Consider the following 14,206-nt stretch of genomic DNA (forward strand, 5'->3'; position numbering starts at 1 on the left):
ATTGCGCGGGGCTGATTGCGCTGGCCCACGACCGGAGCAAGCGAACGATGACGATAGGTCAGCGAACAGTGATGAAGCGCATTCTCGGGCCCATTTGCAGCCAATCGGGCTGTTCATCATCGCATTTGCGCTGTTCGTCATTCGGCGCGTTACAGGTCGCGCCTCATTCCGCCAGACCAGCGTTCAGGAAACCATGGGCGAGGATGTGAACGGTAACCGACCAGACATGACGATGCTGACCAGATGGGCTCTTGAGGCCCTTCCTGTGCTCGCCGCTGTTCTGCTTGCCGCGTTCAGTCGCCAGCAGGCGGAAGGAGCCCATGATTGGGCAGCGTTTGCTCTGCACTGCGTCACGCTGCTGGCGGTTTCCTTGCCGTTGCTCGCAGCGCATATCGCTGCTGGCAAATTGCGTGGGGGGGCAGGCTCTCCTCACGTGGCTGGCTGGATTCCTGCTGTTTCCGGCCACGATCGCGTGGGCGCAGGGCAGCAGCTACCCTGTGAGCATCAGGGACTGGTCAGTGGCGGCGGGCTTCAGCGCGGCGACGTTGCTGGGCAGGACAGCACAGCCCCGCTCGATCCTATCTGCTTTGAGGCGCCTTCCCGTTACGCTTGATGCAGCCATCACGTCGCTCGTCGCTGTCTTCGTACTGACCGCTACCTCGATGTTTGCCTCGGTCGACGATCCCGTCAACAACCAGCCTTTCACGACGTGGTTCGATCCCGGCTACATCGTCACCCATCCGCTCACTTCATTAAGCTACTTTTCCCAGTTTATTGTCATGGGGGCGCTGGTCATCGGCTTTTACTGGTGTTGCAGACACGTGCTGATCCGCTGGGTTCTTCGCAATCGCGGCTGGGCTGAATTTCTATTTGCCAGCCTGGCTTTCTGGATCCTTTACACACCGATCGCGTCAAGCCTTGTCCTGCTTCTGCCACTGAACGGGCCGGACTGGAGCCTCCTGCCATCGGAAAATCATAATCCTTTCGACCCGCTCAATTACGCGCTCTGTGCTGCAATCTGGGTCGCCCTTATCCCGTTGATCCTGGTCAGCGAGCGGCTGTTGGCTGAGCGGGCGGTAGCAATCGGGCGCCATGATCAGGTGCGGGCCGAGCTGCACATGCTTCATCAGCAGATCAATCCGCACTTCCTGTTCAATGCGCTCAACACGCTCTACGCCTTGGCCCTGCGCGATCGTGAAACCAGCGCCGGGGCGATCGTCAAGCTTTCGGACCTGCTGCGTTACGCGGTTTATCAAGGCGACCGGGAACAGGTCGGGCTGGATGAAGAGATCGCCTATCTTCGCAACTACATCGACCTCCAGTTGCTCCGCTTCGGCCAGCGGTGCCGCGTTACCTCTCGCTGGCCTCAAGATCCCGATCGCTATTGCATCCCCCCCATGCTGCTCATCATGCTGGTCGAGAACGCTTTCAAACATGGAGTTGAACCGTGCGATGGCGAAAGCCATGTCGAGATTGCCATGACGTTGAGCGATGCTTCCATGTATTTTACCTGCCGCAACAGTTTGCCTGCGCCGGGCTTTGCGACAGGCGGCGCGGGTGTGGGCCTTGCTAATCTTCGCCGCCGTCTTGAGCTTCTGATCGGCACTGGCTTTTCTCTCTCGAGCGTCAGCGACGGTGACAGCTGGCAGGCTGAGCTGATCATGGAATTGCGCCCATGCTGAACGTGCTGATCGTGGACGATGAACCTCTCGCGCACGATGTGCTGCTTCATCATTGCGCCGCGCATCCTGACGTGCGCATCGTGGGACAGTGCTTCAATGCCGCCGAAGCGTTGGCAGCCATTTCTGCCTGCAAGGTCGATCTGCTCTTGCTCGACATTCAGATGCCCCGGTTCGGAGGACTGGACCTGCTTCGCGGGCTTGAAACGCCGCCATTGGCGATCATCGTCAGCGCACACCGCGACCATGCCCTCGACGGCTACGATCTCGATGTCATTGATTATCTCCTGAAACCGGTAAGCGCTGAACGTCTGGGAGCAGCACTCGGGAAGGCGCGTCGCAGGCTCCATGCAGATCCATCGGCGGCTGAACGCGACATCGTTCTGAAGGTCGATCGCGCCTTTCGTCGTTTTCGTCTCGCGGAGATTACCTGCTTCGAGGCCGAGGGTAACTTCACGAGAGTCTGGAGCAATGGGCAAAGCGCCCTTGCTACAATTACGCTTCGGAAGCTTGAAGAAACGCTGCCTGACGACGCATTCGTGCGGCTGCACAAGTCCTACATCGTCAATGTGGATGCGATCGCCGAGCTGCGGTCGGGTGCCGTGAGCCTCGCAAACGGAATCAGAATATCGATCGGCCGCAGCTATCGGGGCCCCGGATCCCGCACGCTGCAGCGCCTGAAACAGACGCATTTGAAGCGCTGAACACATTACGCCCCTCGCGCCGCGATCAAACCGGATTCAGGATTAGCGGCCGGGGAGTGAACTGTAACAGCGATAGGAACCGCCACGGCACGCGCATCCGGGCGAGCAGTGCAAGGCATTGGGTCAACAAGTCGCGACGCTAAACATTGGCACGGCTCTAAGCCGGAAGCCGCAGGGAAGTTTGAGACTTTTGGTCTCCAGCAGCTGAAATTCTCCTTTCGACCGCGACGCAGACACTCAACGCGGTCCGTCGTTTGAGCCATGAGTCGAGACGGTCCTGTGCATGCGGGAGTAATGCGCCGGGCCAATCCCGGTGTGCTTGCCGAAGCGTGTGCGAAAGGCGGCTTCGGAACTGAACCCGACCATGGCGGCAACGCGCTTCACGGACTCGCCGGATTCCAGCAGGGCGCGCGCGTGTGCGATACGCAGGTCTTCGAGGTAGTGCCCCGGTGGCATCCCGATCACGCTCTTAAACCGGCGGTTGAAGCTGCGCTCGCTCATGCCGCAAGTCTGCGCCATGTCGGCGACAGATGGCGGGTTCGCCAGCTGCGTCGGCAACCAGGCCAGCAGGTCGGCGAACAGGGCGTCCTGCCTCGATTGCAGGTCGGTGATCCCGCTGAACTGGGATTGGTGCCCAGGCCTGTGCGCATAGACGACAAGCTGCTTTGCCACCTCGCCGGACAGAGTCGGCCCATGGTCGGCCCTGACCATCGCGAGCGCCATATCGATGCCAGTCGTAACGCCTGCTGAAGTCCACTGCGAACCGTCGGCCACGTAAAGGGCTTCGTTTTCGACGGTGAGCTCCGGGTGCCTGCGCCGCAAGGGATCGACTGCTCGCCAATGCGTGGCGATGCGCTTGCCTTGTGAGACGCCTGCCGCCGCAAGAACAAAGGCTCCGGTGCAGATCGAACCATAGCGATCAGCCTCAGCCGCGCAGACGCGCAACAGCGCGGCAAGATCAGCATCGCGCATGGCGACGCGGAGGGCCTCCCCGTAAGCGCCCACCACCAGAACCGTATCGCCTCGGCCAACCTTTAGCCGGGCGAAGGGTTCGGCAGCCAGCGTGACGGCGCTGGAGCACGTAACCTTCTCGGCACTGGCGCAGACCTTCGTTTCGTATCGCGCGTCCGGAGAAAGCGCCGTTGCTGTCGCGAAAACCGACATAGGCCCCGCCAGATCGAGCAGTTCGAAGCCGTCATAGACGAGGAAAATGATGCGTCGCGCCATTGGCATAATATAGTCGATCATTGTCATATCTGCCAAACGCAATTGTGTCTAAACCGTCCTCCAGGAGACGCACCATGACATTGCATATCGGCTTTCTGATCTATCCTTACGTCACTCAGCTCGATGCAACTGGTCCGGCCCAGGTATTGAGCCAGCTCCCCGACGCGCGTATTCACATGGTAGCGAAGAGGAACGAACCGGTCGAAACTGATGCGGGCTTTGCGCTTATGCCGACCGGCACCTTCGATGATTGCCCGCAGCTAGATGTCATCTGCGTGCCCGGAGGCCCCGGCCAGCTCGCCGCGATGCAGGATGCGCCGACTCTTGCGTTTCTCCAGCGACAAGAGTGCGCGGCGCGCTACGTGACTTCCGTCTGCGGCGGCGCCTTGCTGCTTGGCGCGGCTGGGTTGCTCAAGGGATACAAATCGGCCTGCCACTGGGCCTTCATCGACCATCTGCCCCTGTTCGGTGCCGAGCCGGTGGCAGAGCGGATCGTACGCGATCGCAACCGCATATCGGGCGGTGGGGTCACGGCCGGGATCGATTTCGGTCTGGCACTCGCCGCCGAGATCGCCGGGGAAGACACGGCAAAGCGAATCCAGCTGTTTCTCGAATATGATCCCGCACCGCCCTTTGAGGCTGGCAGCCCGGCCAAGGCAGGTCCGGTTATCGAGGCCGAGGTGCGCGCCGCATTTGCAGCCATGGCTCCGCAGCAATAAGCGCGACCGGCACCCACGCACGGGCGTTGCGCTCAGGCGCTGTGCTCGTCCGCTCTGGAAGCCTCCAACATTTTCGCACTCCGGTCCGCCCAATTGAGCCAGGCCACCTCTCGCTCGATTCCGAATTGCAGACTGAGATAGATGCACAGCTTCCACGAGGGCATCTGATCGGGCGGTTCCGGATAGTATTCGCTCTCCACCTTCCTGAGAACAGCTAGGGCCTTTTCGTGAGCCGCGATCGAGAGCCTGAGCTGGCGAGACAGCTCATCAATGCGTTCACCGCCAGCGAAAAACTTGATCATCAACGGATCGTGCGTGCGCGGTGGCTGGGTTGGCGTAGCGAACCATGCGTTGAATTCGTCAATTCCCGCAGGCGTTATCGAATAGACCTTCTTATCGGGCCTCCCGGTCTGTTCGACCGTCCTGAATTCCACATGCCCGATCTTCGTCAGCGCGGCGAGCTCGCGATAGACCTGCTGGTGCGTGGCCTTCCAGAAAAAGCCGGCGACCAGATCGAATTCCTGCGTGACCTGATAGCCTGAGGAAGGCTCCCTGAGCAGGACGGCGAGGATGAGGTGGCGAAGCGACAAATTCGGGCTCCCTGGCAGATATGCCCGCTATTGCATAAGCCCGCGATGCTGGCTACCAGATATGCATCAAGTTGCATAAGGAAGAAGGTTGACCATGTCCAATTCCGCCTGGCGCTGGGCCGCACTTGCGGGCGGCGCCCTCGCTGCCTGTTTCAGCAACGGGATTACGGGGACCGTCTGGGGCGCATGGCTCGCCCCCGCACTGCTGCTCGCCTTTGTGATGACTACGCGGGCCTGGATCGGTGTGCTGGTCATGGCAGGTGTCTGGTCTGTCGCGGGCTACATCATGTTTCGCGGCGCTCTGCCTATGCCGGAAGCGGAATATATCGCGGTGAGCGTGATTGGGGGACTCCTGTCAGCCGTCCCCTATGCACTTCACCGTGTCGCGGCACCGCAACTCGACCGCTTCACGGGTACTCTGGTGTTCCCGACTGCCGCAACGGCGCTGACATTCATTGCAGCTTCCGGCACTCCGTTCGGCACCTGGGGCAATGAAGCCTATACCCAGCTCGACTTTGCGCCGCTTGCGCAGCTTGCATCGGTCATCGGCATATGGGGTATTACTTTCCTTATCGGCTGGTGCGCCAGCATCCTTGCAGCGCTGTTGACCAGCCCCTCACCCAGGCCGGCCCTTGCCCCCGTACTCTTCGCCCTCTGTCTGATCGGTGTGCTTGGATATGGTCTCTTGCGCCAGCAGATGTCGTTCGATGACGCACCCAAGGTTCGCGTAGCGGCGCTCAGCAACCCCGCCGACGTCACGGACAAATTCTTTGAAGGCTGCAACGACCGCGCGGATCTTGGCTGCCGCAGCCAGAAGGCACGCGGCCGCTGGGGCAAGTTGTTCGAACGTTCGCGCAAGGCTGCCAGGGAGGGGGCGAAGATCATCGTCTGGTACGAGTCGGCAGCGCAGTACGACAAACCGATCGAGGAAGAGTTCATCGCTGAAGCGAAGGCCTTCGCGAGGGATAATGGCGTCTATCTCATCATCGGCGCTGCCGTGGCACCGCAAGACCCGAATGCCCCGTTCGAAAACAAAGCCATGGCATTCACGCCTGAAGGCGGGTTGGCCTTTACCTACCACAAGGCCAAGCCAGTGCCGGGCGAACCGATCCGCGCCGGCGATGGTGTGATCCCTACGCTCGACACGCCACATGGGCGGGTCGGAGCTATGGTCTGTTTTGACGCCGACTTTCCGGAGCTTTCCCGCCAGGCCGCAGCCCGTGGCATCGATATTCTGGCCGTGCCGTCCAATGACTGGCCGGAGATCACCCCCCTCCATGGAGAGATGGTCCGTTTCCGCGCCATCGAAAGTGGCTTCTCGATCGTTCGCGCAACCAGCAACGGGCTGTCGATCATTACGGACCCGATTGGCCGGGCCCTCAAGCGCGTCAATTCCTTCGAGAACAGGGGGGGGCATCGCGATCGCCGATGTCCCTGCCCGGCAGGTTGCGACCCTCTACGGACAGGTTGATGATCTGTTTGCCGGTCTTTGCCTGCTGGCTACTGTTGTCCTGATCGCACTTGCGATGGCCAAGGCTCTGCTTCGCCGGAAGCGGATCCGGGCTTCAGGCGAGCAGGCGGCGGCCTGAGGACGCGTATCTCCGCCTAGTGCGAGACCAAGGTAGGGACCCTGTCACGTTCCCGCGTACATGTCGCACTGACGAGCGCCGCCCTGCTGGACCAGCCAGGACCCTGCGATCAATTTCGGCGATGAACTGCAAAGGAGCGGCGCGCCGCGGGCGCCGAGATCGCGACGTCCAGTATTCCGGATTTCAGGTGAGACCGCCATCGTGGTCCGGATGCTGGCGGTTGCTCCTTTGGATGGCATTAGCCCATTCGGCTCGCTCGGCGGATTGGGCAGGCTGGTGATCGGGTATCTCTGAAAGGCTTGCGAACCAGCTAACCCGACTCTCGATCCCGTGATGAGAGTCCGGCGGAAATCGCGAAGGTTCGTCAAAGGATCCGACCATGAACGAAATGGTGTCCGAGCTGACATCGTCATAAAACAGGGGTGTTCCGCACGCGGGGCAGAATCCTCGATCGACCTGCGACGAGCTGCGCCATGCTGCAGGGCTGCCCCGTGTCCACGACACTTCGGTCTTCGGCACACAGACCAGGGCAGCGAAAATGTTGCCGCTTGCCTTCTGGCACATCCGGCAGTGGCACAGATGCGCGGCTGCGGACCGGACCATGATCCGGTATCGTATCGCACCGCATTGGCAGCCTCCTGTAAAGGCGAAGCTGTTATGTGCCATAGCTCTGCTCCTGCACCTTGTCTGACTGGTTCCGCGCCGCCCGAATATGGCATGCTGACAATCGCCACCGGATTGCAGCTTGCCTCAAAACTTGCGATTTTCGCCTCAAGCCTGCGGCGCAACTCTGCAATCGCATCAATCTTGTTCCGCAGCATGCAAGGGGAACCGTCCGCGTAGCAGGGTTTGGCTCGCTTCAAAGGTGTCCAACGATAACCTGATCTCCCAGGCCAGTTCGTCCCGGCCACTGCCGATCACCAGCAGATCATCCAGAATCATCACTGCCTTCGCGGAAGTATGGCCGTTTAAAGTGCTGCGTCAGGATCCGGTCAAGCGCCAAGCCATAGCTGCATCCAGTGTGATCGCCAGATTCAACCGGTCCTCTTTTCGATTCGGTGCTCGAAAGCGGCGCTGCAGTGTGAAAAAGCAGGTCGGGCGGTGTAACCTAGAGGAGGAATGCGCCCGACCCGCGCCGTCAGGCCCTTGCGCTCCTGATCAGCAGCCGAAGTCTACAAGTCCTCTGACATGCATGCGCGTTACGCAATGTACTGGTTCACTGGGGCGCCTATGCCATCCACCCGCGCTACGTGATTCCTTTTGCAGTTGGCGGCTTCACCGATCTGCAGGCGGCCCGCAGCGCTGTTCTCGACATGTGCAACCGCTTTACCGGCGGCGGGTGCGTGGCTGCCGGGGAAGCGCGGGATGGTTTTGCTGTCTGGGTCCGCAACGAGGAAGGGCAGCTGTTCCTCGGTACGGGTGTTGATGAGGCCTCGGCGCTTGCGGACGGACGCAGCAGGTGTCAGCCGCAAATGCTGCTCCCATGCAAGAAGGTGCTGACGCGGCTCGCCGGCGACCTCCGAGTGTTTGGGCCGCGCGCAAAGGAATATGACTTCCGCCATTACGGTGCAGCCGCACTGCCCGACGGCAAGGTCGGATCGGACCGCACGGCCTGGGTTGCCTATAACATGGACACGCAGGTCGATGCGGACCGCTATGCCATTGAGGCTTGCCAGCGCGAGAATTCGGGCAGCCGGCCGTGCCAGATCGTAGGTCGCGGGCTCAGCACCCGGTTCCATGGCTATTCGGGCCTCGATGGCTCCAAGGGCATATTCACGCTTCTCGTGCGAGGATCAAATACGCTGATCGATCCGGAGAACCGGGAAACGGAAATGCTCGATGCGATCTGCAAGAGCAGGGGCACATATTGCAAGGTAATCGGTGCGCTGGGTACTAGTGACGAGGGGGAAGGGAGGCAGGCTGGCGTCACGACGCTGAAATGGCCTCTAGATTGAACAGTGCCGACGATAACTGACGCAGGTCGAAGCCGGCAGAGCTCAATCCGGTAGTCGGTCGTTCCCGCATGACGGCAGCAGCAATCTCAGCATGGCTACGAGGCGCGGCTGGCCTGTGACACTGTCCGTTCGGGCTTCAAAAAAGCCAGTCGCGCGCAAATCGGAATAGCCGTGAACCATGGACCACAGGGCTGTTCCGAGAGTTTCTATATCGGTTACATCTGGAGCGCTACTTGTCTTGCGAGAGGATAGAGCCCCCAAGAAGTCCTTATAGGCTTTCTCGCAGACAGTGAGGAGTTTAGCATCCTCCCAGTCGATGAGGTCCTTGCGCCACAGGAGGCTGTACCGCCAGGGGTACACCTGCGAGAAATTGAACAGCGACGTGAGATAAGCGCTGGCGCGGTCGTGGTGCATAACGTGCTGACGCTCCACCTCGGCAAGGTACTGGCCGAAGATCGCGGTAGCCAATTCGGTCAGGAGGTCCCGTCGATCCCTGAAGTGGTTCGCCGGAGCGGCATGCGACACTCCCGATGCTCGCGCAACAGCGCGGATGGTCACGCCATCCGGACCTGCCTCGTCAAGGATCGCCAGTGCATTCTGTAGGAGGGAATCCTTTAAGGAGGTCTGGCGTGCCTGAGGAGCGAGATGTCCGTTCATCGCAAGCTTATTGACAGTGTCAATGCGGCTTGTAAATTGACACTGTCAATAGATGCTCTGAGGAATGGTGTGATTTCGACTCTCTCTATCCGCCGCGTCATGCTTACCGTCGCGGTATCTGTCCTCGGTGTTCTCGTGCCTTACCTCGAGTACAGTCCGACCCACATCTTCAACCCCGACTGGCCCGGGCACGCGAAGTTGCATGATGTCTGGCAATTGCTGACGAACTCGGCATTCGCCGCCGCCGCAGTCTTCATGGCTTGGACCCGACAGGACCTTCGCCTTGCGGCAAGACTTGGTCTGGTGGCGCCGGTGGCATTTCTGGTCTCGTATTTCACAATGGATCTTTACGGCGGGTCGATGGTGAACAGCGATGGAACCGAGCATCGCTTTGGATCGGTTAACGCTTCTCTGGTGATGATGCTGATGGTCAGCGCAGTGCTCAGCTATCTCGCGATCGCCGACGGTAACGCGGCAGAGCGGGGCAGAGAAAGGTGAGCGGCTCCCCGCATCCGCTCCGGCTGCGGGCGCCCAGTGTGGTGCTGCCCCGCTTTCTCACGGATGCTGCGCCTCCCTTTACATCTCTCGAGCCATCGCAATATGTCGGCGACGATGCGGGGGGTGAGACCGGAATGGTGTTGCCCTTTGCTCAAGCTGGCGCGATCTGGCCCCGGCTGCGGTGCGTGGTTATTGCGGAAACGCTGCCACTATTCCGTGACGCACTTGCCCAGCTCGCCCGATCGCAGAGCCCTGGTGCCATAATTGTCCGGGCCGGTTCGGTCGCCGAGATACTGGAGCTTGCCTCCGACGGTGTTGCGCCGGACCTTTTTCTCATCGATCTCGCCTTGCCGGGTTTGGATATTTGCATGGCGCTTCCCGAGCTGCGCAGGCAGCATCGCAAGGCGGCGATCGTCACGCTCTCGACCGAAGAGGATCCCGCAGCAATTGCGCGGTCGATGCGTTCAGGCAGTGACGGGTTCATTCACAAGGCTGTGCCGCGTGGGCGGTGTATCGAGGCTATCGGCAGGGTTCTGGCCGGCGAACATGTGATCGAGTCCGATCGGAGTCCCGCTGCCCGACCAGCCCGTATCGGCGATACCGGAATCGTCCTCACTCGACGCCAGCGCGAAGTGCTCAAGCTGCTGGCAAAGGGGGCCTCCAACAAGCTTATCGCCCGCGAGCTCGGCATCTCCCATCTCACGGTCCGTCTTCACGTTTCGGCCCTGTTGCGCATCTTCGGCGTCACCCGCCGGAACAGCGTCGCCCCCAAGGCGCGGCTCATCGGCATGCTCGGGCCAAGCCCTGAAGCCAAGTCGCCGGTCAGTCCTGCTCGGACGCTTCGAGATCTGTATCGGCATGATCATAGTCGATAAGATCCCCCGGCCGGCATTCCAGGACGGCGCACATCCGTGACAGCGTGGAAAACCGGATCCCGCGCACTTTCCCCGACCGGAACAGCGACAATTGTGTCTCGCTAATGCCGATGCGCCGGGCCAAGTCCTTGCCCGTCATGTCCCGGGTGCCAAGCACCTCATCCAGAGTGACACGGATCGGCATCAGAGAAACCCGTCCAGCTCGTGCTTCATGTCCGCAGCCCGGCGCATCAGATCGCCAAGGACGATCATCAGCAACCCCGCCAGTCCGACCGCAATGGCCGAGGGGTCAAAGGAGGCCCAGGACCCTCGCATGGGCCCCGGAAGGGCTCGCCACAGCCATGGAGTGAGGAACACGCTGGCGACCCCGCCGCCTGCCAATGCAAGACCGAGCCTGCGAAGAAGTGCCGGCAGCAGCTCGCTAAAGATATCGCCTCCGGCCAACTTGCTGAAGGTTTGCCGGATCGCCCAAACTCCGGTCAGATAAAACAGCACCGGCAGACGGTAAATGACAAGCGAGGCTGCCGCGAGAGCCGTGTCATGCGAGTTCAATGCCATCCCGGCTTCCAACCCGAGCGCGGCCGCAAGCGCGCAAAACACGCAGGTTGCAAGCCGTTGCAGCCAGCGGCTCCGATCGCGCAGGGCCTTGTATGCGTCAGACATAATTTAACCTTGAATTAAATTTCGGTGCCAGTAGGTATTTAGGTCTTAGTTAAAGATTCGCAAGGATGAGAACCATGTTTGCCATAGAGGCACGACATCTGACCAAACATCTTGGCAACACCCTGATCGTCAACAAGCTCGACCTGAGCGTTCCTGCTGGAAGTGTCTATGGCTTTCTAGGGCCGAATGGCGCTGGCAAGACAACGACCATGCGCTTGCTCCTCGGCCTCCTGCGTCCTGACGACGGATCCGTGCGCTTGCTCGGCCACGATCTTGCCCGAGAGCGATGCAAAGCCCTTTCAGCGGTGGGGGCCTTCATCGAAAGCGCGTCCCTTTATGAGCACCTCAGCGCCCGCGCAAATCTTGGGCTGACCCAGAGGCTGCTTGGCTTGCCTCCGCAAGAGATCGATCGGGTGCTTGAGGTGGTCGATCTCGTGCATGCCGGTGCAAAGCGCGTCCAGGATTACTCGCTGGGGATGAAGCAAAGGCTTGCACTCGCCCGTGCCTTGCTTGGCTCGCCGCGCCTGCTCTTGCTCGATGAGCCGACCAACGGGCTCGACCCGGACGGGATCATCGCCATGCGGGCACTTATTCGGGAGTTGCCCGACCGCATCGGAGGAACCGTGTTCGTTTCCAGTCACATCCTGTCCGAAGTCGAGCAGACGGCGAGGGATGTATGTTTGATCCGCAAGGGATCGATTGTTTTGCAGGGTCGGGTGTCGGAACTTCTGAGCGGCGATGCGGAGGTTGAGATCACACTCGATCAGCCAATGCCTGCTCTTGAGAGACTTGCTGCTGCAGGGATGCATGCCCGTCTGGACGGTGACGAGACCATCCGCCTGAGTTGTGGTCACGGGGATCATTCAACAGCGGTCGAGGCCAACCGGTTGCTGGTGATCGACGGTTTCGCTGTCCGATCAATCGTGCCGTGCAAGCGCAGCCTTGAAGATCTCTACCGGAATGCCCTGACCGCCACAGTCCCGGACAGCGATAGCACAAAGAGGATGGCAGCATGATCACGCTAATCCGTAACGAACTGCAGAAGCTTAACGGGTCACTCGCTTTGCTGGTGGCTGTCGCCGCGCCTGCGCTTCCGGGCCTGCTTGTGATGCTTGGTCTCGTTTCCAGAGACACGCCGGCGAACTGGTCGGACAGCTACAAGATGGCATTGCCGCTTTGGGCGTTGTTTCTTGGTCCCATGGTGATCGCGGCATTCACCGCCCTGACCGCCCAGATCGAACATCGCGGGCGGGGATGGGATCATATCCTCGCTTTGCCCGTGGCAAGATGGCGGATTTTCGTCGCCAAGATTGTCGTCGTGTTCGCCGTCCTTGTTGTCATGACCGCCCTTGTCGTCGTTTGTGTCGCATTGGGGACATTGGCCGGTGGTGCCATGGGCGGCGGCGTGCCAGTCGAGACCTTCCCTTGGAACAACTTGCTGAAGACCAGCCTGCTCGTGATGGCTGCGATGACTACTCTGGTTGCGATCCAGATATGGGCTTCCCTGCGCTTTGCGAGCTTTGTGGTCCCGCTTGTTGTCGGAATCGGCGGCACCCTGGTTGGACTGGCGGTGTTGATCACCGGCACGCAGAAGGCCGAGTGGTTTCCATGGGTTCTGCCATTCAACGCCATGGTCGCGCCCGAGCCCCATCCGTTCGCGATGGCGGGATTGTTCGGTGGATTGGCCATCATTGCCTTCTTGATTCCGCATCTCTCGAGGCACCAGTTCCGCTGATCAGGATGTCTGATCGAACTACCTAGCGCGGTCGGGAAGGCGTGACGTAGCGGTGCCCGGTCCGGCAAGGAATGGAACGGCGTCATGGGTCAGTCTCGGCGGTCCGCCTTGCGGAGCCGCGCAGCAAGCGGCGACTGCAAACCGAGCACAGGCCCGCGAGGCATAAAAAGCCTCAAGACAAATGATGCACGCAATCGGCAATATGCACTCTATTGCATACCAATGCCTGCCTGATTAGGGATATGCACTATGTTGCATACAAGCGTCGCCCGGCAATACCAAGTTGGGCCAGCACAGCGCCCATCGCGGGAGCCTCGCTGATGCCGCAGATACGCAGATTGGGCGGGAATGCCGTGCACTCCGAAAGCGGCGCGTTGGGTCTGGCGAACGACAGCAGTCCCGCTTGGCCACCGCTTGGGTGTGTACTGATTGCCGATGCGGTGCCGCTGTTTCGCGACGGACTGGCCCGGCTGGCCGAGGTGGCCTCTCCCGGCGTGCGGGTCGAGCAGTCGGGTAGCTTCGGCGAGATCTGGCAGCTTGCCGGAGCAGGGCGGGGGCCCGACCTGTTCCTCATCGATCTTGGCCTGTCGGGTCTGGAGATCGGCTTCGCGCTTCCGCGGCTGCGCAGGACCTATCACAGTGCCTCGATCATGGCGATGTCGTTTGATGCCGATGACGCGACTATCTTCGCTGCTTTGCGCTCAGGCTGCGATGGCTTCATTCACAAGGGACTGCCGCGAGAGCAATGCAGCAGGGCCATCGGCCGGGTGCTTGCCGGCGACTGTGTGGTGGAGCGCCGCCATGCCGGTCGGGCCGCCACGCCAGACTCGCCCTTTCATCACGAGATCGCTCTCACGGCGCGCCAGAGCGCCGTGCTCCACCTCTTGTCCGTTGGTGCATCCAACAAGGCCATTGCCCGCGAGCTCGGGATATCCCACCTCACCGTGCGACTCCACGTCTCAAGTCTCCTGCGCATCTTCGGCGTCACCCGGCGCAACGAGGTCGCACCCAAAGCAAGGACACTCGGGGCGCTGCCAGCAACCTGAGCTGGAACCTCCAGATGCCGGCGCAGACCTTGTGCCTGACAGATCATTTGGGACTGGTCGCAACACGTCGCCGAGAACGTGAGCCGAGAGGTTCGGGCTCGGTAGGTCGTATCTGAAGCTTCGCGCGATGATCATCAGGCGCCCGGCATTTTCTCGCGAGTGGCTTCAGCCCGAAACGTCTCAGGCCTGTCGCTCAGCAAACGGAAGCACCGTGCCTACCTTCACAGCGCCTGCGGTGGCCACGCATCGACTCTCGGCGACGCCCGCTT

At 60.8% G+C, this 14,206-nt stretch carries 17 protein-coding genes; 10 read left to right on the forward strand and 7 right to left on the reverse strand.

Annotation, left to right across the window (positions count from 1 at the left end; genetic code table 11):
• Positions 1–163 precede the first annotated feature (163 nt).
• Complete coding sequence (locus KVF90_RS04495) at positions 164–322, reverse strand: hypothetical protein (RefSeq protein ID WP_264393658.1); 159 nt, start codon at positions 320–322, stop codon at positions 164–166.
• On the opposite strand from KVF90_RS04495, the gene KVF90_RS04500 reads away from it, so the two are divergent.
• Positions 321–1,682: a sensor histidine kinase gene (locus KVF90_RS04500; protein WP_264393659.1), complete on the forward strand. Its 1,362-nt coding sequence runs from the start codon at positions 321–323 to the stop codon at positions 1,680–1,682. The two genes, KVF90_RS04495 and KVF90_RS04500, sit on opposite strands and share 2 nt — an antisense overlap.
• A complete protein-coding gene (locus KVF90_RS04505; protein WP_264393660.1) occupies positions 1,676–2,383 on the forward strand; it encodes a LytR/AlgR family response regulator transcription factor in 708 nt (235 codons plus the stop codon). The genes KVF90_RS04500 and KVF90_RS04505 overlap by 7 nt, the downstream gene beginning before the upstream one ends.
• 237 nt (positions 2,384–2,620) lie before the next feature.
• On the opposite strand, the gene KVF90_RS04510 is transcribed toward KVF90_RS04505, so the two are convergent.
• Positions 2,621–3,631, reverse strand: a complete 1,011-nt coding sequence (locus tag KVF90_RS04510; RefSeq protein ID WP_264393661.1) for a GlxA family transcriptional regulator — start codon at positions 3,629–3,631, stop codon at positions 2,621–2,623.
• A 53-nt stretch (positions 3,632–3,684) separates the two neighbouring features.
• On the opposite strand from KVF90_RS04510, the gene KVF90_RS04515 reads away from it, so the two are divergent.
• The gene (locus KVF90_RS04515) at positions 3,685–4,329 is read left to right on the forward strand and encodes a DJ-1/PfpI family protein (protein WP_264393662.1); all 645 of its coding nucleotides are present in this window, start codon (positions 3,685–3,687) and stop codon (positions 4,327–4,329) included.
• A gap of 32 nt (positions 4,330–4,361) precedes the next feature.
• Here KVF90_RS04515 and KVF90_RS04520 read toward each other — a convergent pair whose 3' ends face one another.
• Complete coding sequence (locus KVF90_RS04520) at positions 4,362–4,919, reverse strand: PadR family transcriptional regulator (protein ID WP_264393663.1); 558 nt, start codon at positions 4,917–4,919, stop codon at positions 4,362–4,364.
• A gap of 94 nt (positions 4,920–5,013) precedes the next feature.
• On the opposite strand from KVF90_RS04520, the gene KVF90_RS04525 reads away from it, so the two are divergent.
• Positions 5,014–6,390, forward strand: a complete 1,377-nt coding sequence (locus KVF90_RS04525; RefSeq protein WP_264393664.1) for an apolipoprotein N-acyltransferase — start codon at positions 5,014–5,016, stop codon at positions 6,388–6,390.
• Between the two features lie 301 nt (positions 6,391–6,691).
• Here KVF90_RS04525 and KVF90_RS04530 read toward each other — a convergent pair whose 3' ends face one another.
• Positions 6,692–7,174: a GFA family protein gene (locus KVF90_RS04530; RefSeq protein ID WP_319641055.1), complete on the reverse strand. Its 483-nt coding sequence runs from the start codon at positions 7,172–7,174 to the stop codon at positions 6,692–6,694.
• A 584-nt stretch (positions 7,175–7,758) separates the two neighbouring features.
• Here KVF90_RS04530 and KVF90_RS04535 point away from each other — a divergent pair.
• On the forward strand, positions 7,759–8,463 hold the full coding sequence (locus KVF90_RS04535; RefSeq protein WP_264393665.1) for a hypothetical protein: 705 nt from the start codon (positions 7,759–7,761) through the stop codon (positions 8,461–8,463).
• A gap of 42 nt (positions 8,464–8,505) precedes the next feature.
• Here the strand turns inward: KVF90_RS04535 and KVF90_RS04540 are convergent, their stop codons facing one another.
• The gene (locus tag KVF90_RS04540; protein ID WP_264393666.1) at positions 8,506–9,120 is read right to left on the reverse strand and encodes a TetR/AcrR family transcriptional regulator; all 615 of its coding nucleotides are present in this window, start codon (positions 9,118–9,120) and stop codon (positions 8,506–8,508) included.
• Between the two features lie 69 nt (positions 9,121–9,189).
• On the opposite strand from KVF90_RS04540, the gene KVF90_RS04545 reads away from it, so the two are divergent.
• Both KVF90_RS04545 and KVF90_RS04550 read left to right on the forward strand, forming a co-directional pair.
• A complete protein-coding gene (locus tag KVF90_RS04545; RefSeq protein ID WP_264393667.1) occupies positions 9,190–9,618 on the forward strand; it encodes a DUF6640 family protein in 429 nt (142 codons plus the stop codon).
• Between the two features lie 134 nt (positions 9,619–9,752).
• Positions 9,753–10,493: a LuxR C-terminal-related transcriptional regulator gene (locus KVF90_RS04550; protein ID WP_264393668.1), complete on the forward strand. Its 741-nt coding sequence runs from the start codon at positions 9,753–9,755 to the stop codon at positions 10,491–10,493.
• On the opposite strand, the gene KVF90_RS04555 is transcribed toward KVF90_RS04550, so the two are convergent.
• The gene (locus tag KVF90_RS04555) at positions 10,441–10,677 is read right to left on the reverse strand and encodes a helix-turn-helix domain-containing protein (protein ID WP_264393669.1); all 237 of its coding nucleotides are present in this window, start codon (positions 10,675–10,677) and stop codon (positions 10,441–10,443) included. The two genes, KVF90_RS04550 and KVF90_RS04555, sit on opposite strands and share 53 nt — an antisense overlap.
• A complete protein-coding gene (locus KVF90_RS04560) occupies positions 10,677–11,051 on the reverse strand; it encodes a DUF2975 domain-containing protein (RefSeq protein WP_264393670.1) in 375 nt (124 codons plus the stop codon). The genes KVF90_RS04555 and KVF90_RS04560 overlap by 1 nt, the downstream gene beginning before the upstream one ends.
• Before the next feature lie 170 nt (positions 11,052–11,221).
• On the opposite strand from KVF90_RS04560, the gene KVF90_RS04565 reads away from it, so the two are divergent.
• The 3 genes from KVF90_RS04565 (at position 11,222) to KVF90_RS04575 (ending at position 13,937) form a co-directional block, all read left to right on the forward strand.
• Entirely contained in the window at positions 11,222–12,172 is a 951-nt protein-coding gene (locus KVF90_RS04565; RefSeq protein WP_264393671.1) for an ABC transporter ATP-binding protein, read from the forward strand.
• A complete protein-coding gene (locus KVF90_RS04570; RefSeq protein ID WP_264393672.1) occupies positions 12,169–12,891 on the forward strand; it encodes an ABC transporter permease in 723 nt (240 codons plus the stop codon). The genes KVF90_RS04565 and KVF90_RS04570 overlap by 4 nt, the downstream gene beginning before the upstream one ends.
• Positions 12,892–13,211: 320 nt before the next feature.
• On the forward strand, positions 13,212–13,937 hold the full coding sequence (locus tag KVF90_RS04575; RefSeq protein WP_264393673.1) for a LuxR C-terminal-related transcriptional regulator: 726 nt from the start codon (positions 13,212–13,214) through the stop codon (positions 13,935–13,937).
• Positions 13,938–14,206 lie beyond the last annotated feature (269 nt).

Origin of the sequence: Porphyrobacter sp. ULC335 (genome assembly GCF_025917005.1) — a bacterium.
In the GTDB taxonomy this organism is placed as follows: Bacteria; Pseudomonadota; Alphaproteobacteria; order Sphingomonadales; family Sphingomonadaceae; genus Erythrobacter.

Coding starts and splice junctions, on each gene's coding strand:
- KVF90_RS04500 (WP_264393659.1), top strand. CDS start 321: ATGATTGGGCAGCGTTTGCTCTGCACTGCGTCACGCTGCTGGCGGTTT.
- KVF90_RS04495 (WP_264393658.1), bottom strand. CDS start 322: ATGGGCTCCTTCCGCCTGCTGGCGACTGAACGCGGCAAGCAGAACAGC.
- KVF90_RS04505 (WP_264393660.1), top strand. CDS start 1,676: ATGCTGAACGTGCTGATCGTGGACGATGAACCTCTCGCGCACGATGTG.
- KVF90_RS04510 (WP_264393661.1), bottom strand. CDS start 3,631: ATGATCGACTATATTATGCCAATGGCGCGACGCATCATTTTCCTCGTC.
- KVF90_RS04515 (WP_264393662.1), top strand. CDS start 3,685: ATGACATTGCATATCGGCTTTCTGATCTATCCTTACGTCACTCAGCTC.
- KVF90_RS04525 (WP_264393664.1), top strand. CDS start 5,014: ATGTCCAATTCCGCCTGGCGCTGGGCCGCACTTGCGGGCGGCGCCCTC.
- KVF90_RS04530 (WP_319641055.1), bottom strand. CDS start 7,174: ATGGCACATAACAGCTTCGCCTTTACAGGAGGCTGCCAATGCGGTGCG.
- KVF90_RS04540 (WP_264393666.1), bottom strand. CDS start 9,120: ATGAACGGACATCTCGCTCCTCAGGCACGCCAGACCTCCTTAAAGGAT.
- KVF90_RS04550 (WP_264393668.1), top strand. CDS start 9,753: ATGGTGTTGCCCTTTGCTCAAGCTGGCGCGATCTGGCCCCGGCTGCGG.
- KVF90_RS04555 (WP_264393669.1), bottom strand. CDS start 10,677: ATGCCGATCCGTGTCACTCTGGATGAGGTGCTTGGCACCCGGGACATG.
- KVF90_RS04560 (WP_264393670.1), bottom strand. CDS start 11,051: ATGGCATTGAACTCGCATGACACGGCTCTCGCGGCAGCCTCGCTTGTC.
- KVF90_RS04565 (WP_264393671.1), top strand. CDS start 11,222: ATGAGAACCATGTTTGCCATAGAGGCACGACATCTGACCAAACATCTT.
- KVF90_RS04570 (WP_264393672.1), top strand. CDS start 12,169: ATGATCACGCTAATCCGTAACGAACTGCAGAAGCTTAACGGGTCACTC.
- KVF90_RS04575 (WP_264393673.1), top strand. CDS start 13,212: ATGCCGCAGATACGCAGATTGGGCGGGAATGCCGTGCACTCCGAAAGC.